We start from the raw sequence: 26,653 nt of genomic DNA, 5'->3' as shown, positions 1-26,653 counted from the left end.
TGTGCGCTTAAACGGGCTGCCCCTGATGCGACATCCGCGTCGCCAGCGGTAGCCAGCACAGCACGATCAACAATCCCATTAAGGTCATCAACAACCCCAGGCTGCCCTGACCGGTTTGCGGCAACATCGCTGATAGCGACGCCAGCACGCCGGAACCAATGTTTTGCAGACCACCGACCAGCGCGCCAGCCGTGCCCGCCAGGAAGGGGAACGGCTCCATCGCGCCGCTGGTCGCCAGCGGAAACAGCATCCCGGCACCGAAAAAGAACAGCGCGGCGGGAACAAGCAGCGTCCAGACATTCATCACGCCAAACCAGTCGGGGATCCACATCAGCAAGCCAGCCAGCAGGCAGCAGATAACCGACTGCCACATCAACGTTGAGAAGCGTTTATTAGGACGCCCGGCAAACCATGCCCCAAAAAATGCCGCCGGAATCGGCAGAATAAACAAAATACTGACCGTCATACTGCTCAGCCCTAACACCGCGCCCATCAGCACGCCGGAGCAGGCTTCAAAGGCGGCAATCCCGGCCAGACCGCCAATCAGCATCAGCAAATAACAGTTAAAACCGCCGTTACCGAAAAGCGTTTTATAACTGGTAAGCAGGCGCGTGCGCGGTGCATCGACCGGACGCGTTTCCGGCATCCAGCGGGCCATACTGAAGGTCACACCAGCACAAAGAACCAACAAAAAGAGATAACAGGCGCGCCAGTTCCACATCGTATCCAGCAGACCGCCGATTAGCGGTGCGAGCAACGGACTGACAAGAATCCCCATGTTTAACAGGCTGTTAGCATGGCGCAACTGTGTCCGTTCATATAAATCACGCGGCAAAGTACGCGCCATTACGCCGCCAACACCGGTGCCCATCCCCTGCATCGCGCTGGCGGCAATCAATACCGTCAAACTGGAGGTCGTGACCGCGACCAGCGTTGCCAGCATAAAAATGGACATTCCGACGAGGATCACTGGTCGGCGACCCACGCGGTCGGATATCGGGCCATAAAACAGCTGCGAGACACCGTAAGTCAGCAGATAAGCGCCCATTACGCTCTGCACCGCCCCTTCACGGACGTTGAGATCGCGCGCCATATCGGCAATAGCTGGAATATAAATGGTTTGCGCCATCTGACCGACGGCCACGAGTAATACCAACATCAATAACAAATTGACGTTTCTATGCCTTTTCATTATCACGGATGCTTTTATAAAAATAATTAGAATAAGTCACTACGCATTCCCATAAATGCGGGAGAGGAATCTATCACATTGATGAAGGTTAGCCAGATATGTGCCGGGAATGGCGAAAAGCAAAACGGCAGAATATGTAAACAAAAGCGGCAATAAATGTTGCCGGAAGGGATTACGTGCGAACTGTAACCCTCTCCCTGAAAGGGTGAGGGGCACAGGCAGCGCAGGTGCAAACATTCTGCTGGTAGAAGAAGCCCCCAACTCCAACCCGCACGCTAAATATAAAAGGGGAGCGGTTACCCGCTCCCCTTTGGTGCGACTTGAATCTGAATTACTTCAGGTATTTCAGAACAGCATCAAGTAGTTGCAGTGCTGCAACAATGAGTTTGAGGATAAGAATGGCGATATCCACCAGGCTCATACGCGTCTCCTGTGGTTCAGGAGCACTGCCAGCTGACGTACCTTTCCGCTGCCTGTTGCCAGCTGTTGTGCACGCGGTATCTCAAGGAGAAACGTTGTGCTTGTTGACATAACACAGTGTGCTCACGCGGGGTTAAGGCGCTGACGGCACCACCCGTTTCAGCCAGGACTTAGTGCGCCGGGTAACGATGCGGCCCCCGCATAACACATTGCGTACAGTGATATTATAGAACTTTACTGTATAAATAAACAGTAATATTTGGACAAAACGCAAACTGTGATCGATACTCAACTATGCACTAAATACGTCAAAATTCGTGCCGAAATTGCGCGTTCTGCGCGGAACACGTATACTTTCAGTGTTGACATAATACAGTGTGCTTTGCGGTTACCAGCCGCAGGCGGCTGACGAAACCTCGCTCCGGCGGGGTTTTTTGTTACCTGCAATTCAGTGCAAAACGTGATCAACCCCTCAATTTTCCCTTGCTGAAAAATTTTCCATTGTCTCCCCTGTAAAGCTGTGCTTGTATAAATATTGTTAAACACAAAACCAACAAGGTCCCCAATGACTACTTCCATGTTCAACGCAAAACTACTACCAACTGCGCCATTCGCCGCAGTGGTCGTCGTGCGTGTGGTGGTGGTCGTCGGCAATGCGCCGTAGGGACTGGAACAACACACGATTCCAAAACCCCGCCGGCGCAAACCGGGCGGGGTTTTTCGTTTAAGCACCTCCCGGAAAGTCGGCCCAGAAGAAAAGGACTGGAGCATGGCAAGTTCGGGCACAACATCGACGCGTAAGCGCTTTACCGGCGCAGAATTTATCGTTTATTTCCTGGAACAGCAGGGCATTAAGATTGTGACGGGTATTCCGGGCGGTTCTATCCTGCCTGTTTACGATGCCTTAAGCCAAAGCACGCAAATCCGCCATATTCTGGCTCGCCATGAACAGGGCGCGGGGTTTATCGCTCAGGGAATGGCGCGCACCGACGGTAAACCGGCGGTCTGTATGGCCTGTAGCGGGCCGGGTGCGACTAACCTGGTGACCGCCATTGCCGATGCGCGGCTGGACTCCATCCCGCTGATTTGCATCACTGGTCAGGTTCCCGCCTCGATGATCGGCACCGACGCCTTCCAGGAAGTCGATACCTACGGCATCTCTATCCCCATCACCAAACACAACTATCTGGTCAGACATATCGAAGAACTCCCGCAGGTCATGAGCGATGCCTTCCGCATTGCGCAATCAGGCCGCCCTGGCCCGGTGTGGATAGACATTCCTAAGGATGTACAAACGGCAGTTTTTGAGATTGAAGCTCAGCCCGCGGTGGCAGAAAAAGCCGCTGCACCCGCCTTTAGCGAAGAAAGCATTCGTGACGCGGCTGCGATGATTAACGCCGCCAAACGCCCGGTGCTTTATCTGGGCGGCGGTGTGATCAATGCGCCTGTGCGGATGCGTGAACTGGCGGAGAAAGCGCAACTGCCAACTACCATGACCTTAATGGCGCTGGGTATGCTGCCAAAAGCGCATCCGCTGTCGCTGGGTATGCTGGGGATGCACGGCGTGCGCAGCACCAACTATATTTTGCAGGAGGCGGATTTGTTGATTGTGCTCGGTGCGCGTTTTGATGACCGGGCGATTGGCAAAACCGAGCAGTTCTGCCCGAATGCCAAAATTATTCATGTCGATATCGACCGCGCAGAGCTGGGTAAAATCAAGCAACCGCATGTGGCGATTCAGGCGGATGTTGATGACGTGCTGGCGCAGTTGATCCCGCTGGTGGAAGCGCAACCGCGTGCAGAGTGGCACCAGTTGGTGGCGGATTTGCAGCGCGAATTTCCGTGTCCAATCCCGAAAGCGTGCGATCCATTAAGCCATTACGGCCTGATCAACGCCGTTGCCGCCTGTGTCGATGACAATGCGATTATCACTACCGACGTTGGTCAGCATCAGATGTGGACCGCGCAAGCCTATCCGCTCAATCGCCCACGCCAGTGGCTGACCTCTGGCGGGCTGGGCACGATGGGCTTTGGCCTGCCTGCGGCGATTGGCGCGGCGTTGGCGAACCCGGATCGCAAAGTGTTGTGTTTCTCCGGCGACGGCAGCCTGATGATGAATATTCAGGAGATGGCGACCGCCAGTGAAAACCAGCTGGATGTCAAAATCATTCTGATGAACAACGAAGCGCTGGGGCTGGTGCATCAGCAACAGAGTCTGTTCTACAAGCAGGGCGTTTTTGCCTCCACCTATCCGGGCAAAATCAACTTTATGCAGATTGCCGCCGGATTCGGCCTCGAAACCTGTGATTTGAATAACGAAGCCGATCCGCAGGCTGCATTGCAAGAAATCATCAATCGCCCTGGTCCGGCGCTGATCCATGTGCGTATTGATGCCGAAGAAAAAGTGTACCCGATGGTGCCGCCAGGTGCGGCGAATACTGAAATGGTGGGGGAATAAGCCATGCAAAACACAACTCATGACAACGTGATTCTGGAACTCACCGTTCGCAACCATCCGGGCGTAATGACCCACGTTTGTGGCCTTTTTGCCCGTCGCGCTTTTAACGTTGAGGGCATTCTTTGCTTGCCGATTCAGGACAGCGACAAAAGCCACATTTGGCTACTGGTCAATGACGACCAGCGTCTGGAGCAGATGATAAGCCAGATAGACAAGCTGGAAGATGTGGTGAAAGTGCAGCGTAATCAGTCCGATCCGACGATGTTTAACAAGATTGCGGTGTTTTTTCAGTAAGGAGCGACATTAAACCGCTCGGGGGGGTACTGATGAGCGATTTTTGATAGATCCGTTCAGATATATAGGGTGAAATTGTGCCAGAGACCATCTCAGGCACAATTTATTAGCCCTGAATGTTAATTTAAGTCGCTGCACCAGTAATTTGGGGGTTCACAGTTAGGGCTAAAATTTCCAGCGATGGTGTTAAATTCTGATTGCTGTCTATACCAATGGTCATGACCAGCATTCTATTAATTAATGGTTCATCGTGAGGTATATTATGGCAAGCCCTATAAACAGCGGAACAATGATGTCAAATCCCTGCCCTTCCACCTTTTTGGATAAAAATAGAGTTGTTGCTGCTGAGCTTAATATCACAAATAACGAGAAAAAATATTCACCTGGCAGTAATTTCGCAAAATGGATGTTGCAGGAAATAAAACGCTTAATAGCAAATATTATGTCCGGCTCTCGCAGTGTTAATACCGAAATCCTTAACTATTTTCACCCTATGCCAGGCACTGAAAATAATGGCAATCGTACCTGGATGGCGGCAACTGGAGAGAACGAATACACCGTAATTGAACAAACAGGTGGCAAATCCTTTAATGTTTTTCAGGTTGGTGCAGGTAAAAATAACATAAAAGAAATATTGGGGAATACATCATATTCTGGAGTGGCTGTAGCGACTATTATCAAATCGCTGTCTGAAAAAACTGCTGCGTTAGAAACACATTCTGCTGACACGGTTTTGAGGAAAAAATTAGTTAATAGTATTGTTATGATGAATACGGATTGTAGTTACGAAATGCCTGCAGACATTGTGAGTAATACATATGATTTATTAAACCTGCGAATTCAAAAAGATGAAGGGCATTTACCTGTTCAGGAAAAAATTGATATTCCTGAGAATTATTTACACTCTATGACTATGGATGCTCATAGATGTATAAAAGAACAAACTAAACCAAGTGGTGCTGCAAAAATAACTTGCTGTGGTGTTGAGTTAAGTAAAGATATTCTTAAAATATTTGCAGAGAAAATTGAAACAATTGAAAAAGATCCAAATTATAGTCAAAAGACACCTGAACAATTGGTTGCACAGGTTTGCTTTAAAGATGATGATTGTGCTCGGGTAAGAGAATTATTAAAAAAATCAAACGGTAACATTACGGATGATAAGATTGATGAAATAGTCGCTTGCTTAGCCAGCCGTCAGGGGATTACATGTTTTTATTATTCTTCCGCACAAGGCTATCAGAGTCGCTTACAACACACATCTCAAGATGTTCGCGAGTTACTCTCAAAGAGTTTTGATAGTTTCATTTTATTTACAACGGATTTAAAAAAATCAGGAAATGCTTTTTTTGGGTCTGGAAAGTATCTTAATGAAATGGATTTTACTATGAATGGGTTTAGTCAGAAGATATATTTGATGGCGGTTAATAAAAATGAAAATGAAGTTAATCTTCAGTGTGTTCGTTATATTACTACCGGTAGTGTCGACGAACAAAACACCATCAGCGATAAAACCGTTTTTAAATTTTTCGGTGCCGCAACAACTGCTGATTTATAAATTTTTTCCTGATAAAGCGCGTTTATCATTAAGTTGAACGCGTATTCTTAACCGTCTGTGTGTAAACAGTCTTTTTGAAAAAATGAGCGATTTTTGATAGTGAATAAGTAGTGTTAGTGATGCAATTGCATTGGGGAAATCGATAAAAATTAACTGCACTATAGTCTTATTATTGAAATAAATGAAATATAGCGGTTAGTATTGAGATATTTATCATGCTAACCATTGATGCTTCTAACAATGTCAAAATATGCAAAGTGTCATATTGCGAGGTTACTATGGTTAGTGTGACGAGTTATACATATCCAACGGAAACAGAGAATGATAATAGCCAGTTTCAGAGTCAGAGTCTAAGGGAGAGTATCGACAAAAGTCTCGAGGATAATCTTCATAAATTTAATATGATAGAACAAAGCGGCCTGCTCGATAATTATAGGGCAAGGTTTAAAGATGACACTTTTCGTGACATTTTTCGAAGTTTTTTATTATATCTTTTAGATTCATTTCATATCTATCGGCATGATATTAGTGATAAATTGGTTCCTTATTTTCATGTTACGCCTGAATCGGAGAATGCGAGTTATAAGACATGGATTGCCGTTACAGGCATGAATAGCTATATAAAAATTGAGCAGACCGGAAGTAATAAATTTAAAGTCACTGATATGTATCGTGAGTTTAATGACGAAACAAAGTGTTTTGATAAAAAGTGTAGGGATATGGATTTTAGTGGTCGAAACGTAAAAGAGTTTATAAGGTTATTATCAGATCACGATCAATTTGAAAAAGATCAAATCTCAGAATTAACAGTTGCTGCAAATGCTCTTAAGCTGGAAGTTGCTAAAAATAACTATAACATGAAATACTCTTTTGATAGGCAAACCGAACGCCGAATGATAGAGCTTATAAGGGAACAAAAAGATTTAATTCCAGAAAAGTATTTACATCAATCATCTATAAAAAACCTTAAGCTTCATGAGGATGAATTTAGCTCACTCCTTGCAGATACAGAAAGACAAGTTCTGGAGGGAAGTTCATTTGTTTTATGTTGTGGTGAAAAAATAAACGGCACTATAAGTGAATTACTTCGCAAAAAAATTACAGATTCAACACATTCCATCAAATCTCTCACTCTCTCTGAATCTCCTTCTTATGAAGTTTATGAGGAAATATTCAAGAAAGCTGTTTTCACACCTGATGAATGTCATCTGGTGAGAGATTCTTTAGTGCAGGATGGTATAAAGCCAGAAAAAATAGCAAAAATTATTTCTTGTTTATCCAGTCGTACCGGGATTGGAAATTTGTTTTATGCCTGTTCACAAGCATTTCATGTTGCTAATGATAACGCTGCACTTGATGTGCGTCGCGCCGCTACATCTGTTGGCGATACAATAGATGTTTGTCCGAGTTTGGTTGCTTTGAATGGTAGAAGTTACCATCAGCATGTCGATTTCTCAGAATACGGATTCACACAAACCCTTTGCATGTTAGGAGCAGTCGTAAATAACGCGAATGACACCTTTGATGTTGCTAATTATATCTATACCACTAAGGGCGAAAATATTATCGATAACGACGCTGAAGATGATTCTCCCTATGTACATTCCGATGAAAGTTATAGACACAAAGATGATTATTGGTCAAGGGATAATGATATCCGCAATCTAAGGAGAAATTTCTCAGGCAATATTACGATTGCAACCTACAAATAATTTGCTTTTTCTCAATAACACGCACCAAACGCTTACCTCTCAGGTAAGCGTTTTGACGATAAGCGCAACATCATTAAGCCAATACATACCCCATATCCAACTTGAACAACATCGCGCTTATCGTTAAGGTATGCGCGTTTTTTATCCGCCAGGACCCAATCATGATCACCGTTGCCCTTATAGACGATCACCTTATCGTCCGCTCCGGCTTTGCGCAGTTGCTGGGGCTGGAACCTGATTTGCAGGTAGTTGCCGAGTTTGGTTCGGGGCGCGAGGCGCTGGCGGGGCTGCCGGGGCGTGGTGTGCAGGTGTGTATTTGCGATATCTCCATGCCCGATATCTCCGGTCTGGAGTTGCTAAGCCAGCTGCCGAAAGGTATGGCGACAATTATGCTCTCCGTTCACGACAGTCCTGCGCTGGTTGAGCAGGCGCTTAACGCGGGGGCGCGCGGCTTTCTCTCCAAACGTTGTAGCCCTGACGAACTGATTGCTGCGGTGCATACGGTTGCCACGGGCGGCTGTTATCTGACGCCGGATATTGCCATTAAACTGGCATCCGGTCGCCAGGACCCGCTAACCAAACGCGAACGCCAGGTGGCGGAAAAACTGGCGCAAGGAATGGCGGTGAAAGAGATTGCCGCCGAACTGGGCTTGTCACCGAAAACGGTACACGTCCATCGCGCCAATCTGATGGAAAAACTGGGCGTCAGTAACGACGTTGAACTGGCGCGCCGCATGTTTGATGGCTGGTGATGAAGACGTTGTTCTCCCGCTTAATTACCGTTATTGCCTGCTTTTTTATCTTCTCTGCCGCATGGTTTTGCTTGTGGAGTATCAGCCTGCACCTGGTTGAGCGCCCTGATATGGCGGTGCTGTTATTTCCGTTTGGTCTGCGTCTGGGGCTAATGCTGCAATGCCCGCGCGGATACTGGCCGGTGCTGCTGGGCGCGGAGTGGCTGCTGATTTACTGGCTAACGCAGGCGGTCGGTTTAACCCATTTTTCCTTATTGATGATCGGTAGTTTACTGACGTTACTACCCGTTGCGCTGATCTCGCGCTATCGCCATCAACGTGACTGGCGCACCTTGCTGTTACAGGGGGCGGCCCTGACGGCGGCGGCGTTGTTGCAGTCGCTGCCCTGGCTTTGGCACGGCAAAGAGTCGTGGAATGCGCTACTACTGACTTTAACTGGCGGCCTGACGCTGGCCCCTATATGTCTGGTGTTCTGGCACTATCTCGCCAATAACACCTGGCTGCCGCTCGGCCCGTCGTTAGTTTCTCAACCGATCAACTGGCGCGGGCGGCATCTGGTCTGGTACTTGCTGCTGTTTGTTATTAGTCTCTGGCTCCAGTTGGGATTGCCGGACGAACTGTCGCGCTTTACACCATTCTGCCTGGCGCTGCCGATTATCGCGCTGGCCTGGCACTATGGCTGGCAAGGGGCGCTGATTGCGACGTTGATGAACGCCATCGCGCTGATCGCCAGTCAAACCTGGCGCGATCATCCGGTGGACTTATTGCTCTCGCTGCTGGTGCAAAGTCTGACAGGGTTGTTACTGGGCGCAGGTATCCAGCGGTTGCGTGAACTTAACCAGTCGCTGCAAAAAGAACTAGCGCGCAATCAGCATCTGGCTGAACGTTTGTTAGAAACTGAAGAGAGCGTGCGCCGCGACGTGGCGCGTGAGCTGCACGACGATATCGGTCAGACCATCACTGCTATTCGTACTCAGGCGGGCATTGTTCAGCGACTGGCGGCAGATAACGCCAGCGTGAAGCAGAGCGGGCAGCTCATCGAACAACTGTCGCTGGGTGTTTACGATGCGGTGCGCCGTTTGTTAGGGCGGTTGCGTCCGCGCCAGCTGGATGATCTCACCCTGGAGCAGGCCATCCGCTCACTGATGCGGGAAATGGAGCTGGAAGGGCGCGGCATTGTCAGCCATCTCGAATGGCGTATCGATGAGTCAGCGTTAAGTGAAAACCAGCGCGTGACGCTGTTTCGCGTCTGCCAGGAAGGGCTGAACAACATTGTGAAACATGCTGATGCCAGCGCGGTTACGCTGCAAGGCTGGCAGCAGGATGAACGGTTGATGCTGGTGATTGAAGACGATGGTAGCGGTTTGCCACCGGGTTCCGGGCAACAAGGTTTTGGCCTCACCGGAATGCGCGAGCGCGTAACGGCGCTGGGCGGCACATTACACATTTCCTGTCTGCACGGCACGCGTGTCAGCGTTTCTCTACCTCAACGTTATGTCTAAGGTTCGATGATGTTGCCGTTTCTGAAAGCGCCTGCCGATGCGCCATTAATGACTGATAAACATGAAATTGATGCCCGTTATCGCTACTGGCGTCGGCATATTCTGCTGACCATCTGGCTGGGTTACGCGCTGTTTTACTTCACGCGGAAAAGTTTTAACGCCGCGGTACCAGAAATCCTTGCTAACGGCGTGCTCAGCCGTAGCGATATCGGCCTGTTAGCGACCCTGTTTTACATTACTTACGGCGTGTCGAAGTTTGTCTCCGGCATTGTCAGCGATCGCTCAAATGCCCGTTATTTTATGGGGATAGGGCTTATCGCCACGGGCATTATCAACATTCTGTTTGGCTTCTCGACGTCGCTATGGGCGTTTGCCGTACTCTGGGTGCTGAACGCCTTTTTCCAGGGCTGGGGTTCACCGGTGTGTGCGCGTCTGTTAACCGCCTGGTATTCTCGTACCGAGCGCGGCGGTTGGTGGGCATTATGGAACACGGCGCATAACGTCGGCGGCGCACTCATTCCCATTGTGATGGCAGCGGCTGCACTACATTACGGCTGGCGTGCCGGGATGATGATTGCTGGTTGTATGGCGATCGTCGTGGGGATTTTTCTCTGCTGGCGGCTGCGCGATCGCCCGCAGGCGTTAGGTTTACCAGCGGTCGGTGAATGGCGGCACGACGCACTGGAAATTGCTCAACAACAAGAAGGGGCAGGGCTGACGCGTAAAGAGATCCTCACCAAATATGTGTTACTGAATCCGTATATCTGGCTGCTTTCGTTTTGCTATGTGCTGGTCTATGTGGTCCGGGCGGCAATCAACGACTGGGGCAATTTGTATATGTCCGAGACGCTGGGCGTCGATCTGGTCACGGCGAATACGGCAGTGACGATGTTTGAACTGGGCGGATTTATCGGTGCGCTGGTAGCCGGTTGGGGCTCGGACAAATTGTTTAACGGCAACCGTGGGCCGATGAATTTGATTTTCGCCGCCGGAATTTTGCTTTCAGTCGGCTCGCTGTGGCTGATGCCATTTGCCAGCTACGTGATGCAGGCAACCTGCTTCTTCACTATTGGTTTTTTTGTCTTTGGCCCGCAGATGTTAATCGGCATGGCGGCGGCAGAGTGTTCCCACAAAGAGGCGGCAGGGGCGGCGACGGGGTTTGTCGGCTTGTTTGCTTATCTGGGGGCGTCGCTTGCTGGTTGGCCACTGGCGAAAGTACTCGATACCTGGCACTGGAGCGGATTTTTTGTGGTTATCTCTATCGCCGCCGGGATTTCCGCACTGCTGTTACTGCCCTTTTTGAACGCCCAGACACCGCGCGAAGCGTGATGCATCTCACCTTTTCACTTCATATCCGGCAAAACTAAGAAATTTTCCAGGTTTTGCCTGGACGCTATCTCAGGCCTGATTTGCTGCTGATTTTTACAATGCATGCCTCACGCAGGTATTCATTTCAGGAGTAACCCATGCTGGCTTTCTTAAACCAGGTTCGCAAGCCGACCCTGGACCTTCCGCTCGAAGTGCGGCGCAAAATGTGGTTCAAACCGTTCATGCAATCCTACCTGGTGGTCTTTATCGGCTACCTGACGATGTACCTGATTCGCAAGAACTTTAACATCGCGCAGAACGACATGATCTCGACCTACGGGTTGAGCATGACGCAGTTGGGGATGATCGGCCTGGGTTTCTCCATCACTTATGGCGTGGGTAAAACGCTGGTTTCCTACTACGCCGACGGCAAAAACACCAAACAATTCCTGCCGTTCATGCTTATCCTGTCTGCCATTTGTATGCTGGGCTTCAGTGCCAGTATGGGCAGCGGCTCGGTTAGCCTGTTTCTGATGATTGCCTTCTACGCCTTAAGCGGCTTTTTCCAGAGCACCGGCGGTTCGTGCAGTTACTCCACCATCACCAAATGGACGCCGCGTCGTAAGCGCGGGACCTTCCTCGGTTTCTGGAACATATCTCACAACCTTGGCGGTGCAGGCGCAGCAGGTGTGGCGCTGTTCGGCGCAAATTACCTGTTCGATGGCCATGTCATCGGCATGTTTATCTTCCCGTCGATTATCGCGCTGATTGTCGGTTTTATCGGCCTGCGTTACGGCAGCGACTCCCCGGAATCTTATGGCCTCGGCAAAGCTGAAGAACTGTTCGGCGAGGAGATCAGCGAAGAGGATAAAGAGACAGAATCTACCGATATGACAAAGTGGCAGATCTTTGTTGAGTATGTGCTGAAAAACAAAGTGATCTGGCTGCTGTGCTTCGCCAACATTTTCCTCTATGTGGTACGTATTGGTATCGACCAGTGGTCAACCGTATACGCGTTCCAGGAACTGAAACTCTCTAAAGCGGTGGCGATTCAGGGCTTTACGCTGTTTGAAGCTGGTGCGCTGGTCGGTACGCTGCTGTGGGGCTGGCTCTCTGACCTGGCGAACGGTCGCCGTGGCCTGGTGGCCTGCATCGCGCTGGCGCTGATTATCGCCACGCTCGGTGTGTATCAACATGCCAGCAACGAATATATCTATCTGGCTTCTCTCTTTGCGTTGGGTTTCCTGGTCTTTGGCCCGCAATTGTTGATTGGTGTGGCTGCTGTTGGTTTTGTACCTAAAAAAGCGATTGGTGCTGCCGATGGTATTAAAGGCACCTTTGCTTACCTGATTGGCGACAGCTTTGCCAAGTTAGGTCTGGGAATGATTGCCGATGGGACGCCGGTATTCGGCCTTACCGGCTGGGCAGGCACCTTCGCCGCGCTGGATATCGCCGCGATTGGTTGTATCTGCCTGATGGCGATAGTGGCGGTGATGGAAGAACGCAAAATCCGCCGCGAGAAAAAAATTCAGCAGTTGACAGTGGCATAAACGTAACTGGTGACTTTTGCCCGGCATGACGCCGGGCTTTTTTTTTATTATTCCGTGACTTCCAGCGTAGTGAAGGCAAATTTCTCGCCATCAAATAGCCCCTGACTGGTTAGTTTCAGCGCGGGGATCACTGGCAGAGAAAGAAACGCCATCTGAATAAACGGCTCATCGGGTAACGGACCGCATTCACGGGCGGCGGCTTTCAAGGCGTCAATTTGTTCCGCCAGCGACTGCGCCGTGTCGGTGCTCATCAGCCCGGCAATGGGCAACGGTAGATGACTTTGTACCTGGCCGTTACGTACCACGCACAACCCGCCGCCATCCTGAATCACCTGATTGACCGCCAGCGCCATCTCTTCGGCACTGCGACCGATCACCACAATATTATGGCTGTCATGACTGACCGTCGCAGCCAGCGCACCTTCATTCAGGCCAAAGCCGCCGAGCAAACCACAAGCCGGAGCCAGTCGTTGCCCGTAACGCTCAAGTACGGCAATAAAGCACACATCATCGCGATCAAAACCATTTTCGCTGTAGACGCTGGAGCGGGAGTGCGTAATCAATTCGTTATGGATGACGTCAATGACCCGATAGCGTTTTCCGGGCATGAATTGCAGGGCAAAGTCGCTGGCGGAAACTGGCTGGCGGGCAATGGTATTGCCATACGGCGGAGCGGATTGTGCCAGTCTCGCCGACTCTTCCGCCTGTAAGGTTTGCGCATCAATCGGTTCGCCTTTCACCAGTACCTGCTGCACCGTGACCTTACGCGCATCGCTCAACAGGACGATATCAGCCTGCTTACCGGGTGCCAGTAAGCCCAGGTGATTCAGACCAAAGTGGCGCGCCGTCGACCAGCTGGCGACGCGATATGCCACATGCAGCGGCACATTGTGTTGTTCGATCAGGCGGCGAATTAAGGCATCGATATGCCCTTCATGAGCGATTTCCCACGGGTTACGGTCATCGGTACAGAGCATGCATTGCGGGCTGTTAAATTCGTTGATCAACGGTGCCAGTGCGTTGAGATTGCGGGCAGCGGACCCTTCGCGGATCATCAACGACATGCCGAGTTGTAATTTTCGGCGTCCTTCTTCCAGCTGATAACTTTCGTGGCAGTTTTCAATACCCGCGGCAATATAGGCGTTGAGTTCTTTACCACCCAAACCCGGGCAGTGACCGTCCAGCGTCAGGTGGCGAAATGCATCCAGTTTATCGAGCAGCGCATTCTGCCCGCTAATTACGCCAGGGTAGTCCATCATTTCTGCAAGGCCGGTAACCTGCGGATGGTCCCGCCAGGCGAGCATCTGTTCAAGGGTAAAACTGGCACCGTTAACATCGCAGCCTTCCAGAGCGGGCACGCAAGAGCTGACCTGTAAGTACTGGTTTTGCCTTGCCTGTTTGGCACAGCGGGCAAACCAGGCGAATCCGGCTTCGCCCATCACGTTGACGATTTCATGAGGGTCGCAAATAACGGTCGTCAGGCCGCGCGGCAGGGTAGCGGTTTCAAAGGTGACCGGCGTCATCATGCTGGATTCAATATGCAGGTGAGCATCAATAAACCCTGGCACTGCCGTTGCGCCGCGGGCATCAATCCGCTGCAAAGCCGGAGCATCAGTGTATTCTGCGCCAACACCGGCAATGTAACGTCCTTTAATCACAATTGGGCCGGAAATTTCTCCGCCATTGATCAGGTCGAGAATAGAGACATTATCAATAATATAATCGGCAACAGCGTCGCCACGGGAAACGGCTAACAATTCCTGGTATTCAGCCCGGCTAATGTGATGAAATTTATGGTTAATAGAATTATTCATATTTTTCTCATTTTGATTTTATCAATTTGATTATTATTTATCATAAAGAAACGTCGCGAGATTATTAAAGAATATCCATTAATGTGCAATTGAAATGTGATAATTATCACTGAACCGTTGTTGTCATTTGTTTTACAAAAGCAAGGGATTAAATCTCCTCCAATGGACAAAAAAATGAATAATGACAATACCGATTACGTGAGTAATGAATCAGGGACGCTTTCGCGATTATTTAAACTACCTCAGCATGGGACCACCGTCCGCACAGAATTGATTGCGGGGATGACCACTTTTTTAACCATGGTGTACATCGTTTTTGTGAACCCGCAAATCCTCGGCGCGGCACAAATGGACCCGAAAGTGGTGTTTGTTACCACCTGTTTGATTGCCGGTATCGGCAGTATTGCGATGGGGATATTTGCTAACTTACCCGTGGCGCTGGCTCCGGCAATGGGGCTGAACGCCTTCTTTGCCTTCGTGGTCGTGGGGGCTATGGGGATCTCCTGGCAAACCGGGATGGGCGCGATATTCTGGGGTGCAATTGGGCTATTTTTGCTCACGCTGTTTCGTATCCGGTACTGGATGATCTCCAACATTCCATTAAGTTTACGTATTGGTATCACCAGTGGAATTGGATTATTTATCGCCTTAATGGGATTAAAAAATACTGGCGTTATTGTCGCCAATAAAGACACCCTGGTGATGATTGGCGATTTAAGTTCTCACGGTGTGTTGTTAGGTATTTTAGGGTTTTTTATTATAACCGTGTTGTCATCACGTCATTTTCATGCCGCGGTGCTGGTTTCTATTGTGGTGACGTCTTGCTGTGGATTATTTTTCGGTGATGTTCATTTTAGCGGCGTCTATTCCATTCCGCCTGATATTAGCGGCGTCATTGGTGAAGTAGATTTGAGCGGCGCGTTAACACTTGAACTCGCCGGTATCATTTTCTCCTTTATGCTGATCAACCTATTTGATTCATCAGGAACATTAATTGGTGTAACTGATAAAGCTGGCTTAATAGATAGTAACGGTAAATTCCCCAATATGAATAAGGCGCTGTATGTTGATAGCGTCAGTTCGGTGGCGGGCGCGTTTATCGGTACCTCGTCTGTTACTGCCTATATTGAAAGTACTTCTGGTGTGGCAGTCGGTGGTCGCACGGGGCTAACGGCTGTCGTGGTCGGCGTTATGTTCCTGTTAGTTATGTTCTTCTCACCGCTGGTGGCGATGGTTCCTCCTTACGCAACCGCCGGAGCGTTAATCTTTGTTGGCGTGCTGATGACTTCGAGCCTGGCGCGCGTTAACTGGGATGATTTTACCGAATCAGTGCCCGCATTTATTACCACGGTGATGATGCCCTTTACTTTCTCGATCACCGAAGGGATTGCACTCGGCTTTATGTCGTACTGCATCATGAAAGTATGCACCGGGCGCTGGCGCGATCTGAACCTGTGTGTGGTGGTGGTCGCAGCTCTGTTTGCACTGAAGATTATTCTGGTGGATTAGTAACTGGCGAGGGTTTCCAGATATCATGAGTTCTGATTACGCAGGAGAACTCATGATCTGGATAATGCTCGCCACGCTGGCGGTAGTGTTTGTGGTTGGTTTTCGGGTGCTGACATCCGGGGCCAGAAAAGCGATTCGCCGTCTCAGCGATCGGCTGAATATCGATGTCGTACCCGTGGAGTCGATGGTCGATCAAATGGGAAAGTCAGCTGGTGACGAATTTTTACGTTATTTGCATCGTCCGGATGAGTCGCACCTGCAAAACGCCGCGCAGGTGTTGCTCATCTGGCAAATTGTCATTGTCGATGGTAGCGAACAGAACCTGCTGCAATGGCATCGGATTTTACAAAAAGCCCGCCTTGCCGCGCCGATTACCGATGCTCAGGTCAGGCTGGCGCTGGGTTTTCTGCGCGAAACTGAACCTGAAATGCAGGATATTAATGCTTTTCAGATGCGCTATAACGCATTCTTTCAGCCTGCCGAGGGCGTTCACTGGCTGCATTAAAACCGCTTCGTCTTATCAGCCTACAGACCGTGCCTGACCTGTCGAGTGGATAAGGCGTTCACGCCGCGTCCGGTATCGGAACTGACAGTAGGTGAACGCATTATCTACGTTCTATTTACAGCAGCACATCCAGCCCGTGTTTTTGCACAATGCTGAGCAGTTTTAATGAAATGCCATTGGGGCGTTTAGCGCCACTTTCCCATTTTTGTACAGTTGAAACGCTGGTATTGAGATAGTGAGCGAAGACGGGCTGACTCACTTTTAATTTTTCCCGCAGTGCTTTTATCTCAACAGGTTGTAAGTCTTGCACGCTGGTCAGGCAGGCTTTGTCAAAAGTACGCATTGTTTCGGCAGAAATAGCATCGACGCTGGACAATCCAGCCGCTGCGCTGTGAATAGCCTCAAATGCAGGACTTTTAAATTTAGTTTTTGCAGTCATAGCAGATCTCTGTCAGTTCTTTAGTGTTAATCATTGCTGTTAGCTGGGCTTTCGTCAGGAAGGCATAATGCTTTGCAAGTTCACGAAACCCAGCCAGTTCCTGACTATTGATGTTCGACATATCCTGTTTTGCATATAAAAACGTGTAAAACCAATTGCTTCCCCCTTTTGCCAGAATAATTGCACGCTCACGATTTTGGTGAAGGCGCTTTTTAAAAACGCCACCACCAAGTGCATCAGCTTTACCTTGCTCCGTTTCTAAAATGGCCCGGCACAACTCTTCATCTGTTATTGCATGAGACCTGGCTTCCCTTGCAAACCATTTGGTTTTAAACACGCGCATATCGTTGAGGTCCTGTTATTAAAGTATATCACCAAGTGCAATACTTTATCCCTTATTCCCAACCCAATCGCGAAAATGCATATCAGCTTGCCCTATGATTTTTGTTTCTTCGAGCAGCCTCGAACTTTTCCCACAACACCGTAAAAGTTGCAAAAACGTTAAATGCGTCACACATTTCAATGTTAAAGTGGTCGGCTTTTCCCCTGAAACATGCCACGGGTAACACCATGAGTGAATTTATTGCCGAAAACCGCGGCGCGGATGCCATCACCCGACCGAACTGGTCAGCCGTTTTCTCGGTGGCGTTTTGTGTCGCCTGTCTGATTATCGTTGAGTTTTTGCCCGTCAGTTTGTTGACGCCAATGGCCCAGGATTTAGGCATTTCGGAAGGGGTTGCCGGGCAATCGGTGACCGTGACCGCCTTTGTGGCAATGTTTGCCAGTTTGTTTATTACCCAGACAATTCAGGCCACTGACCGCCGCTACGTTGTTATTTTATTTGCCGTTTTGCTGACGCTCTCCTGTTTGCTGGTTTCCTTTGCTAACTCATTCAGTTTGCTTTTAATTGGTCGTGCCTGTCTGGGGCTGGCGCTGGGCGGGTTCTGGGCGATGTCGGCGTCGCTGACCATGCGTCTGGTACCGCCGCGTACGGTGCCGAAGGCGCTGTCGGTGATCTTCGGCGCGGTTTCTATTGCGCTGGTGATTGCCGCACCGTTGGGCAGTTTTTTAGGCGAGCTTATCGGTTGGCGCAATGTCTTTAATGCGGCGGCGGTGATGGGCGTGCTGTGTATTTTCTGGATTATCAAATCATTGCCTTCGCTGCCAGGCGAACCCTCGCATCAGAAACAAAATACTTTCCGCTTATTACAACGTCCGGGTGTGATGGCAGGGATGATCGCCATCTTCATGTCTTTCGCCGGGCAGTTTGCTTTCTTCACGTATATTCGCCCGGTGTATATGAACCTGGCGGGATTCGGCGTGGATGGCTTAACTCTGGTGCTGTTGAGTTTTGGTATCGCCAGCTTTATTGGTACGTCGCTTTCGTCGTTCATTCTTAAACGTTCGGTAAAACTGGCCTTAGCAGGCGCGCCGTTAATACTGGCTGTGAGTGCGTTGGTGCTGACGTTGTGGGGAAGCGATAAAATCGTTGCTACCGGCGTGGCGATTATCTGGGGGCTAACTTTTGCATTGGTTCCTGTCGGCTGGTCAACGTGGATCACCCGCTCACTGGCCGATCAGGCAGAAAAAGCCGGGTCTATTCAGGTGGCGGTTATTCAGCTTGCTAATACCTGTGGCGCGGCAATCGGCGGTTATGCGCTGGATAATATTGGTCTGACTTCGCCGTTGATGTTGTCCGGCACATTGATGTTGCTGACGGCGTTATTGGTCACCGCAAAGGTGAAAATGAAGTAACGTATTTACAGGAGGGTTATTTCTCTGGCGGGAAAGCTCTCCTGTTCTGCCCCCTGATAACGCTTGATCAGGTATTGTTCTTATCTTGTTGTTATTTCCATTATTCCGCCTGTATTCATCATTTGCTAATCATGAATCATCATTTTCCCTCATGTTAAAGAAAGGTCATTTAATCTGAACGCATAGCGACAGGGATGACAAATGGCAGGGAAAGCGCATGGGAATGGCGAGCGTCGGGGCGATAACACCATATGTGGATTGGGGGATCGTTTACGTCGTCTGACCGCCGGTATTTGCCTGATTACACAAACTATATTCCCTGTTATGGCCGCTGCCCCTACGCATATTAATCATGCGCATTCGGATACTGCCACGTCCCTGATCCTGCCGAACGTTAAAACTATTCCATACACCCTGGGGGCATTGGAAACGCCACCAACGGTCGCGGCACGCTTTGGTATCACCGTTGATGAATTACGTCGCCTGAATCAGTTTCGTACCTTTGCGCGGGGCTTTGACAATGTGCGTCAGGGCGATGAAATAGATGTGCCCCTCATTAACAGTAATAGCCCTGAAGCGCGCAACCTGAAAGCAATGCAGATGGAGCGCGACGGCAAAGATCCGCAAATGCAGGTCGCGGAAGTGGCGCAGCAAAGCGGAACACTTTTAGCTCGCGATATGGACAGCGAACAGGCGGCGAGTATGGCGCGTGGCTGGGTGGCTTCTTCTGCATCTGCGCAGGCAACGGACTGGCTCAGTCGTTGGGGAACTGCCCGGGTATCTCTTGGTGTGGATGAAGATTTCAGCCTTAAAAGCTCTTCATTCGAATTTCTCCATCCCTGGTACGAAACGCCGGATAACCTGGTCTTCAGCCAGCACACACTTCACCGTACGGATGATCGCACTCAAACCAACCACGGTATCGGCTGGCGTTATTTCACCCCGAGCTGGATGTCTGGCGTCAATATGTTTATCGATCATGACCTGACCCGCTATCACACCCGAACCGGGATAGGCGTTGAATACTGGCGCGATTACCTGAAACTGAGCGGCAACGGTTATCTGCGCCTGAGTAACTGGCGTAGTGCACCGGAACTCGACCATGACTATGAAGCACGTCCAGCGAACGGTTGGGATCTTCGCGCCGAAGGCTGGTTACCGGCCTGGCCGCAGCTGGGCGGCAAGCTGGTCTATGAACAATATTATGGCGATGAAGTGGCGCTGTTTGGTAAAGACGAGCGACAAAATGATCCTCACGCGATTACCGCAGGTTTGAGTTACACCCCCGTTCCCTTAATCTCCTTTAGTGCCGAGCAACGGCAGGGCAAACAGGGAGAAAACGACACCCGAATTGGTATGGAGTTGACGTTGCAACCTGGTCATTCACTGCAAAAACAGCTCGATCCAGCTGAAGTTGCAGCTCGGCGCAGCCTTGTGGGTAGTCGCTATGACCTGGTCGATCGTAATAACAATATCGTCCTCGAATATCGCAAGAAAGAGCTGGTGCGGCTGACGCTGACCGATCCGTTGAAAGGCAAGCCGGGTGAGGTTAAATCGCTGGTTTCTTCCTTACAAACCAAATATGCGCTGAAAGGTTATGACATTGAAGCCGCCTCCCTGCAATCAGCGGGCGGAAAAGTAGCTGTTTCCGGCAAGGATATTCAGGTCACTATTCCTCCCTACCGATTCACGGCAATGCCTGAAACCGACAACACTTACCCGATAGCGGTTACAGCGGAAGATTCGAAAGGAAATTTCTCCCGGCGTGAAGAAAGTATGGTGGTCGTGGAAAAACCCACATTAAGCCTCGCCGATTCAACGCTTTCTGTCGATCTGCAAATCCTGCTTGCTGATGGAAAATCAACCTCAATGCTGACCTATACCGCGCGAGATTCCAGCGGCAAGCCAATCCCAGGTATGACGTTAAAAACACAGGTGAAAGGTTTGCAGGATTTCGCCTTAAGCGAATGGAAAGACAACGGTAACGGAACCTATACCCAAATAGTTACCGCCGGGAAGACGTCTGGCGCGTTATCGCTGATGCCGCAATTTAACGGCGACGATATCGCTAAGACGCCAGCGCTGATTGCTATCGTGGCGAATACGGCATCCCGCGCTGACTCCACGATTGAGACAGACCAGGATAATTACGTCGCGGGTAAGCCGATAGTCGTTAAAGTGACCCTGAGAGATGATAACGGCAACGGGGTTACCGGACGAAAAGAACTTCTCAAACAAACCGTTAAAGTAGACAACACGAAGGCTGATGCCGTTAGTGCCTGGACGGAAGAAAGTGAGGGAATTTACAAAGCAAGCTATACGGCCCATCTCATTGGCGACAAATTAACGGCCCAGCTGACGATGCCCGGCTGGCAAACCAAACATTCGGATGCGTTCAGTATTGCGGGTGATAAAGATACCGCCAAAATCGCTGCGATGCAGATCACCGCGAATAACGCAGTTGCCAGACGCGATCACAATACCGTCGCTGTGACGGTCAGGGATGTGCATCAAAATTTACTGCAGGGACAAAATGTTACCTTCACGGTCGTGAATGGTGCGGCGGTTTTTGCCGATCCGAATGGCGGTATTGTGACGACAGATAAAGACGGGATAGCCAGCGTTAACCTTGCCAGTGACCAGGCGGTAAACAGTCTTATCAAGGCCGAGATCAATGGCAGTAGTCAGTCTGTGGAAGTGAGCTTTATCACTGGCGATATCTCGCAGCTGACCTCCACCATCAAGACGGACGATGTGTCATACACTGCGGGTGGCAAGATAAAAGTGTCCGTCACCCTTATGGATGAGCAGAAAAACCTGGTGAAAGGGATGGCTTCGCTGCTCGCGGGTAGCGGTGTGGTCGAGGTGAGCGGTACAGATAAAAATGAAACGGGTAACTGGAGCGAAGAGTCTGACGGCGTTTATACCACCACCCGAACCGCGAAGATTGCTGGCGATCGCCATTACGCCACGCTGAAACTATCGACATGGAGTAGCGCGCAGCAATCCGATGCGTATGCCATCCGCGAAAGCGGAGCTGTGCTGGCTTATTCCTCCATCGTTACCGACAAAACGACCTACACCGCGGGCGGCGTGATAAAAGTTACGGTAACACTCAAGGATAGCTATGAAAACCTGGTCGGGGGGCAACGAGACGCTATCAACCTGGCTATCCAGCTGCCAAATACAAAAGCGGAAAGCATCGCCTGGAATGAAGATCAAAAAGGAATTTATACCGCAACGTATACCGCCTTACTCCCTGGCACCGGTTTAAAAGCACAGCTACAGATGTCCGACTGGGCGAGCGCTCTGACTTCAAATGATTACAGTATTAGTGGCGATGCCGCCAGCGCACAAATTGTCGCGATGCAAGTGACAACGGGTAACCCGGATGTGCTGGCGAATGGCAGCGATCGACATACGGTGAATGTCCGGGTGGAAGATCAGTTTGGCAATGTGCTGCCGGAGCAGACCGTCACCTTTACGGTGACGAAGGGGGCGGCTGTATTTGCCAATGCAGGGCAGAGCGCAGATATCAGGACGGATGCGCATGGTATGGCAGAGGTTGATCTGAGCAGTACCGTAGCGGATGCCAGCACTGTTGAGGCTAAGGTCAATCAAAGCAGCGATAGTAAAACGGTGAACTTTGTTGCTGATGTCAGCACGGCGCAGATCGCTGATCTGGTGGTCATTAAGGATGGCTCAGTGGCAGACGGTTCGACGGCGAACACGCTGCGGGTGAGGGTGACGGATGCGTTCGGTAATGCGCTGGACGGGCAGACGGTCAGCGTGTTGGCGGACAACAGCGCAACGGTCGCTCCGACGGTTATCACCGAGCCGGACGGGACGGTGGAGATCTCTGTTACCAGCCAGACGGCGGGAGTCAGTGCGGTCACCGCCAGTATCAACAACAGCAGCCTGAGCCGGAACGTGACGTTTGTTGCCGATGTCAGGACGGCGAAGATCGCTGATCTGGAGGTCATTAAGGATGGTTCAGAGGCGGACGGTGCGACGGCGAACACGCTGCGTGCGAGGGTAACCGATGCATTCGGAAATGCGCTTGCCGGGCAGACGGTCAGCGTGACTGCAGGCAACAGCGCAACGGTTGCCCCGACGGTGATTACAGAGCCGGACGGGACGGTGGAAATCAGTGTCACCAGCCAGACGGCGGGGATCAGTACAGTCACTGCCAGCATCAACAGCAGCAGCCTGAGCCGGGATGTGACGTTTATTGCGGATGTCAGGACGGCGCAGATCGCGGAGCTGGTGGTCATTAAGGACAACTCAGTGGCAGACGGCGCGACGGCGAACACGCTGCAGGTGAAGGTCACCGATGCATTCGGTAATACGCTTGCCGGGCAGACGGTCAGTGTGACAGCAGGCAACGGCGCAACGGTTGCCCCGACGGTGATTACAGAGCCGGACGGTATGGTGGAGATCAGTGTCACCAGCCAGACGGCGGGAGCCAGTACTGTCACTGCCAGCATCAACAGCAGCAGCCTGAGCCGGAACGTGACGTTTATTGCGGATGTCAGGACGGCGCAGATCGCGGATCTGGTGGTCATTAAGGATGGTTCAGAGGCGGACGGTTCGACGGAGAACACGCTGCGGGCGAGGGTGACCGATGCGTTCGGCAATGCGCTTGCCGGGCAGACGGTCAGCGTGTTGGCGGACAACGGCGCAACGACTGCCCCGACGGTCATCACAGAGCCGGACGGTACGGTGGAGATCTCAGTCACCAGTCAGACGGCGGGGATCAGTGCAGTCACTGCCAGCATCAACAACAGCACCCTGAGCCAGAACGTGATGTTTATCGCCGATATCAGGACGGCGCAGATCGCGGAGCTGGTGGTTATTAAGGATGGTTCAGAGGCAGACGGTGCGACGGCGAACACGCTGCGGGCGAGGGTGACCGATGCGTTCGGCAATGCGCTTGCCGGGCAGACGGTCAGTGTGACAGCAGGCAACGGCGCAACGGTTGCCCCGACGGTGATTACAGAGCCGGACGGTATGGTGGAAATTAGTGTCACCAGCCAGACGGCAGGCACCACTGCGGTCACTGCCAGCATTAACAGCAGCAGCCAGAGCCGGGATGTGACGTTTATCGCCGATGTCAGAACGGCGCAGATCGCGGACCTGGTGGTCATTAAGGACGGCTCAGTGGCTGACGGCGCAATGGCGAACATGCTGCAGGTAAAGGTTACCGATGCTAACGGCAATGTGCTTGCCGGGCAGACGGTCAGCATGATGGCAGGCAACGGTGCAACGGTTGCCCCGACGGTGATTACAGAGCCGGACGGTACGGTGGAGATCCCTGTCACCAGCCAGACGGCGGGAGCCAGTGCGGTCACCGCCAGTATCAACAGCAGCAACGCGAGCCGGAACGTGACGTTTGTTGCCGATGTCAGGACGGCGAAGATCGCGGATCTGGTGGTCATTAAGGACGGCTCAGTGGCAGACGGCGCAATGGCGAACACGCTGCAGGTGAAGGTCACCGATGCGTTCGGCAATGCGCTTGGCGGACAGACGGTCAGCGTGACGGCAGGCAACAGCGCAACGGTCACTCCGACGGTCACCACGCAGTCGGACGGTACGGTGGAGTTCAGTGTCACCAGTCAGACGGCGGGAGTTAGCGCAGTCACAGCAACCATCAACAATCATAGCCTGAGCCAGAACGTCACCTTTGTACCGGGTGACGCATCGCAGCTCACTTCAACCGTTGAAACAAATAAGTCTAACTACACGGTTGGAGAGACCATCACCATCACGGTAACGCTCCGGGATGCGTTCGATAATCTGGTAACCGGTGCAGCTTCACAGTTAGCCGCTAATAGTGTGCTGACGGTGGATGGCACCGACCCGTCAGAAACGGGAAGCTGGGTTGAATCAGGTGGCGTGTATACCACAACCCGAATGGCGACGATTGCCGGTACCGATCAGCACGCTAACCTGCAACTGCAGACGTGGAGTGATGGTGTAACGTCAGATCGCTATGACATACAGTCCGGTTCTCCGGCGCAAGCCACATCAACTATCGCCACAGATAAAAACGCATACATCGCTGGCGAGACTATAACCGTCGCCGTGACGCTGAAAGACGCGCACGGTAACCTGGTTGAAGGGGGCGAGTCCTTACTGTCTGGTGATAACGTAACAGTAGAAGGAGCCGTACGTTCAGGAGGATGGTCTGAAACTGCCGGTGTTTATACTGCTACATGGTCGGCGCAAATGGCGGGAGACTCTCACCACGCGACGCTGACGTTGCCTGAGTGGGGCGGCAGTAAACAATCAGAGAGTTATTCCATCCACAGTGGTGCTCCGGTGCAGGCAAATTCTGCTATCAGGACAGATAAATCGGCATATATCGCCGGGGATCCATTAACCGTCACGGTAACGTTGCGGGATGAGTTTGGTAATCCTGCTTTAGGGCTGACATCAGAAGTCATCGAGTCATATATCGATAATTTCGCGGTAGGCGGCGCAACTCCCGATTCTCTGTATTGGGTCGAGCAGAATAGTGGTGAATATACCATTGTCTGGACAGCATGGGTTGCCGAGGAAAATCTGGTTGCCAGTCTGAAATTAAAAACATGGGCAATGGAGATTAAGTCCTCATTATACGGAATACAACCAGGTGCGGCGGCACAAACTCAATCCACGATTGTCACGGACAAAACGAAATATATCGCTGGGGATAGCATAACGGTGACCGTTGTTCTTAAAGATGCCCAGGGTAACTTTATTACTGATGGTGTCGCGCAGCTTAATGAGGAAAACGTACAAGTCAGGAACGCTGATTCTATTCAAGGCAATAATTGGGTTTACAACGGCGATGGTAAATATCAAAGACAGTATATGGCGCATTTTGCGGAAGCGAACTTGAATGCGCAACTGAAGATGGCTGGTTGGAGCGATGCCAATTATTCAAAAAACTACACTATTAACAGAGGTGAAGTAAGTATGTTTCGTTCACAGCTTCGTATACACGAAGTTTTAGTGGTAGCTGGGGCGGATATACCTGTCAGTGTTTTATTAGCTGATGAATTTGGTAATCCTGTGAATGACGGTCTGGATTTGCTGACAGATGATGCAGTGTACTTACAAAATGTGGAAAAGAAAGAGGGGACTAAATGGGTGTCAGTGGGTGAAGGCAGATATGAGCGTACCTATAGGGCCTACAAAGAAGGAGAAAACTTAAACTCATATCTACATATTAATGGTTGGTATGTAAACGGGCAACCGTCTTATACCATCCTACCTTTTGTCGAAGTCGAGTCGCTGAGTGTTAATGGTGTAAGATTCAGGGCGACAGATGGTTTTCCAGAAACAGGGTTTGATGGTGCAAAATTCACGCTGTTACTAACCCATAATATGAGAAATACGGATTATAATTGGACGGCTGGGATTTATGGAATTAATGTTGACAGTAATGGAGAAGTAACATTATCTCTGCTAATAAGAAGTGAAGTTACTATTACCGGGAAACCCAAGAATGGTAAAGGGAATGATGTTGTATTTAAATTCAAGATTAAAAAATGGTTTACTAGTTTAGGTGCTGCCAGTAGTAATACCTGGGATATCATAAATGCTTCATGCAGCTATGGTCAAATGCCGTCATCTTTAGAATTAGCGCAGCGGCCAAGCGGTGGGGTAGTACCGCGAAAAGTAGGTACGTTGTGGGGCGAATATGGTAATTTGAAAACTTATGGGAACGCTTTTAGCGGTACGGATTATTGGACAACCACTCAGCTCTTAGGGGTACACGAGAAATTTAATCCTGAAACTGGTATATCAGAGCTTGGGACAGGAAAGTCTTCTGGCTTGTGTGTAGAGTATTATTAACGAAGTAATCACTAAATTGCCCTGCATCAGCAGGGCAATTTAT

At 50.5% G+C, this 26,653-nt stretch carries 18 protein-coding genes; 13 read left to right on the top strand and 5 right to left on the bottom strand.

The features are described from left to right. Nucleotides 1-7 precede the first annotated feature (7 nt). Together emrD and tisB are read right to left on the bottom strand one after the other, a co-directional pair. Nucleotides 8-1,192 carry a multidrug efflux MFS transporter EmrD gene (emrD, locus tag HUZ68_RS22865; protein WP_001383664.1) on the bottom strand — a complete coding sequence of 395 codons (1,185 nt, stop codon included), beginning with the start codon at nucleotides 1,190-1,192 and terminating at the stop codon, nucleotides 8-10. Between the two features lie 331 nt (nucleotides 1,193-1,523). Next, complete coding sequence (gene tisB, locus HUZ68_RS22860) at nucleotides 1,524-1,613, bottom strand: type I toxin-antitoxin system toxin TisB (protein ID WP_000060506.1); 90 nt, start codon at nucleotides 1,611-1,613, stop codon at nucleotides 1,524-1,526. Between the two features lie 564 nt (nucleotides 1,614-2,177). On the opposite strand from tisB, the gene ivbL reads away from it, so the two are divergent. The 9 genes from ivbL (at nucleotide 2,178) to uhpT (ending at nucleotide 12,746) form a co-directional block, all read left to right on the top strand. Next, a complete protein-coding gene (gene ivbL / locus HUZ68_RS22855) occupies nucleotides 2,178-2,276 on the top strand; it encodes an ilvB operon leader peptide IvbL (RefSeq protein WP_033815324.1) in 99 nt (32 codons plus the stop codon). Nucleotides 2,277-2,381: 105 nt separating this feature from the next. Next, entirely contained in the window at nucleotides 2,382-4,070 is a 1,689-nt protein-coding gene (gene ilvB, locus HUZ68_RS22850; protein WP_033815323.1) for an acetolactate synthase large subunit, read from the top strand. Between the two features lie 3 nt (nucleotides 4,071-4,073). Further along, nucleotides 4,074-4,364: an acetolactate synthase small subunit gene (gene ilvN, locus HUZ68_RS22845; protein ID WP_001181706.1), complete on the top strand. Its 291-nt coding sequence runs from the start codon at nucleotides 4,074-4,076 to the stop codon at nucleotides 4,362-4,364. 262 nt (nucleotides 4,365-4,626) lie between these two features. After that, nucleotides 4,627-5,922 carry a hypothetical protein gene (locus HUZ68_RS22840; protein WP_033815322.1) on the top strand — a complete coding sequence of 432 codons (1,296 nt, stop codon included), beginning with the start codon at nucleotides 4,627-4,629 and terminating at the stop codon, nucleotides 5,920-5,922. A gap of 608 nt (nucleotides 5,923-6,530) precedes the next feature. Further along, the gene (locus HUZ68_RS22835; protein ID WP_033815339.1) at nucleotides 6,531-7,634 is read left to right on the top strand and encodes a hypothetical protein; all 1,104 of its coding nucleotides are present in this window, start codon (nucleotides 6,531-6,533) and stop codon (nucleotides 7,632-7,634) included. Between the two features lie 161 nt (nucleotides 7,635-7,795). Further along, nucleotides 7,796-8,386, top strand: a complete 591-nt coding sequence (uhpA, locus tag HUZ68_RS22830) for a response regulator transcription factor UhpA (RefSeq protein WP_000633668.1) — start codon at nucleotides 7,796-7,798, stop codon at nucleotides 8,384-8,386. Beyond that, entirely contained in the window at nucleotides 8,386-9,888 is a 1,503-nt protein-coding gene (gene uhpB / locus HUZ68_RS22825) for a signal transduction histidine-protein kinase/phosphatase UhpB (RefSeq protein WP_001308147.1), read from the top strand. Before uhpA ends, uhpB begins: the two co-directional genes overlap by 1 nt. Nucleotides 9,889-9,897: 9 nt before the next feature. Then, nucleotides 9,898-11,217 carry an MFS transporter family glucose-6-phosphate receptor UhpC gene (uhpC, locus tag HUZ68_RS22820; RefSeq protein WP_000936560.1) on the top strand — a complete coding sequence of 440 codons (1,320 nt, stop codon included), beginning with the start codon at nucleotides 9,898-9,900 and terminating at the stop codon, nucleotides 11,215-11,217. Nucleotides 11,218-11,354: 137 nt separating this feature from the next. Continuing rightward, the gene (uhpT, locus tag HUZ68_RS22815) at nucleotides 11,355-12,746 is read left to right on the top strand and encodes a hexose-6-phosphate:phosphate antiporter (protein ID WP_000879194.1); all 1,392 of its coding nucleotides are present in this window, start codon (nucleotides 11,355-11,357) and stop codon (nucleotides 12,744-12,746) included. A gap of 47 nt (nucleotides 12,747-12,793) precedes the next feature. Here uhpT and adeD read toward each other — a convergent pair whose 3' ends face one another. Next, nucleotides 12,794-14,560 carry an adenine deaminase gene (gene adeD / locus HUZ68_RS22810; protein ID WP_033815321.1) on the bottom strand — a complete coding sequence of 589 codons (1,767 nt, stop codon included), beginning with the start codon at nucleotides 14,558-14,560 and terminating at the stop codon, nucleotides 12,794-12,796. Nucleotides 14,561-14,734: 174 nt separating this feature from the next. Between adeD and adeQ the strand changes: the two genes are divergently transcribed. Next, the gene (gene adeQ / locus HUZ68_RS22805; RefSeq protein ID WP_001362489.1) at nucleotides 14,735-16,069 is read left to right on the top strand and encodes an adenine permease AdeQ; all 1,335 of its coding nucleotides are present in this window, start codon (nucleotides 14,735-14,737) and stop codon (nucleotides 16,067-16,069) included. 52 nt (nucleotides 16,070-16,121) lie between these two features. Then, on the top strand, nucleotides 16,122-16,574 hold the full coding sequence (locus tag HUZ68_RS22800) for a DUF1198 domain-containing protein (RefSeq protein WP_001295241.1): 453 nt from the start codon (nucleotides 16,122-16,124) through the stop codon (nucleotides 16,572-16,574). A 115-nt stretch (nucleotides 16,575-16,689) separates the two neighbouring features. On the opposite strand, the gene HUZ68_RS22795 is transcribed toward HUZ68_RS22800, so the two are convergent. Then, nucleotides 16,690-17,013 carry a helix-turn-helix domain-containing protein gene (locus HUZ68_RS22795; RefSeq protein ID WP_000125642.1) on the bottom strand — a complete coding sequence of 108 codons (324 nt, stop codon included), beginning with the start codon at nucleotides 17,011-17,013 and terminating at the stop codon, nucleotides 16,690-16,692. After that, entirely contained in the window at nucleotides 16,997-17,350 is a 354-nt protein-coding gene (locus HUZ68_RS22790) for a type II toxin-antitoxin system RelE/ParE family toxin (protein ID WP_001521686.1), read from the bottom strand. Before HUZ68_RS22790 ends, HUZ68_RS22795 begins: the two co-directional genes overlap by 17 nt. Nucleotides 17,351-17,583: 233 nt before the next feature. Here HUZ68_RS22790 and nepI point away from each other — a divergent pair, with 233 nt between their 5' ends. Next, nucleotides 17,584-18,768 carry a purine ribonucleoside efflux pump NepI gene (gene nepI / locus HUZ68_RS22785; protein WP_001288548.1) on the top strand — a complete coding sequence of 395 codons (1,185 nt, stop codon included), beginning with the start codon at nucleotides 17,584-17,586 and terminating at the stop codon, nucleotides 18,766-18,768. Nucleotides 18,769-18,969: 201 nt separating this feature from the next. Next, nucleotides 18,970-26,610, top strand: a complete 7,641-nt coding sequence (gene iatC, locus HUZ68_RS22780; protein WP_239593978.1) for an inverse autotransporter adhesin IatC — start codon at nucleotides 18,970-18,972, stop codon at nucleotides 26,608-26,610. Nucleotides 26,611-26,653: the final 43 nt, after the last annotated feature.

The organism is Shigella dysenteriae, assembly GCF_022354085.1.
Taxonomy (GTDB): domain Bacteria; phylum Pseudomonadota; class Gammaproteobacteria; order Enterobacterales; family Enterobacteriaceae; genus Escherichia; species Escherichia coli.
The sequence above is the reverse complement of the archived record's forward strand: the minus strand, read 5'-3'. Positions and strand labels throughout refer to the sequence as shown.

Coding starts and splice junctions, on each gene's coding strand:
- emrD (WP_001383664.1), bottom strand. CDS start 1,192: ATGAAAAGGCATAGAAACGTCAATTTGTTATTGATGTTGGTATTACTC.
- tisB (WP_000060506.1), bottom strand. CDS start 1,613: ATGAGCCTGGTGGATATCGCCATTCTTATCCTCAAACTCATTGTTGCA.
- ivbL (WP_033815324.1), top strand. CDS start 2,178: ATGACTACTTCCATGTTCAACGCAAAACTACTACCAACTGCGCCATTC.
- ilvB (WP_033815323.1), top strand. CDS start 2,382: ATGGCAAGTTCGGGCACAACATCGACGCGTAAGCGCTTTACCGGCGCA.
- ilvN (WP_001181706.1), top strand. CDS start 4,074: ATGCAAAACACAACTCATGACAACGTGATTCTGGAACTCACCGTTCGC.
- HUZ68_RS22840 (WP_033815322.1), top strand. CDS start 4,627: ATGGCAAGCCCTATAAACAGCGGAACAATGATGTCAAATCCCTGCCCT.
- HUZ68_RS22835 (WP_033815339.1), top strand. CDS start 6,531: ATGAATAGCTATATAAAAATTGAGCAGACCGGAAGTAATAAATTTAAA.
- uhpA (WP_000633668.1), top strand. CDS start 7,796: ATGATCACCGTTGCCCTTATAGACGATCACCTTATCGTCCGCTCCGGC.
- uhpB (WP_001308147.1), top strand. CDS start 8,386: ATGAAGACGTTGTTCTCCCGCTTAATTACCGTTATTGCCTGCTTTTTT.
- uhpC (WP_000936560.1), top strand. CDS start 9,898: ATGTTGCCGTTTCTGAAAGCGCCTGCCGATGCGCCATTAATGACTGAT.
- uhpT (WP_000879194.1), top strand. CDS start 11,355: ATGCTGGCTTTCTTAAACCAGGTTCGCAAGCCGACCCTGGACCTTCCG.
- adeD (WP_033815321.1), bottom strand. CDS start 14,560: ATGAATAATTCTATTAACCATAAATTTCATCACATTAGCCGGGCTGAA.
- adeQ (WP_001362489.1), top strand. CDS start 14,735: ATGAATAATGACAATACCGATTACGTGAGTAATGAATCAGGGACGCTT.
- HUZ68_RS22800 (WP_001295241.1), top strand. CDS start 16,122: ATGATCTGGATAATGCTCGCCACGCTGGCGGTAGTGTTTGTGGTTGGT.
- HUZ68_RS22795 (WP_000125642.1), bottom strand. CDS start 17,013: ATGACTGCAAAAACTAAATTTAAAAGTCCTGCATTTGAGGCTATTCAC.
- nepI (WP_001288548.1), top strand. CDS start 17,584: ATGAGTGAATTTATTGCCGAAAACCGCGGCGCGGATGCCATCACCCGA.
- iatC (WP_239593978.1), top strand. CDS start 18,970: ATGGCAGGGAAAGCGCATGGGAATGGCGAGCGTCGGGGCGATAACACC.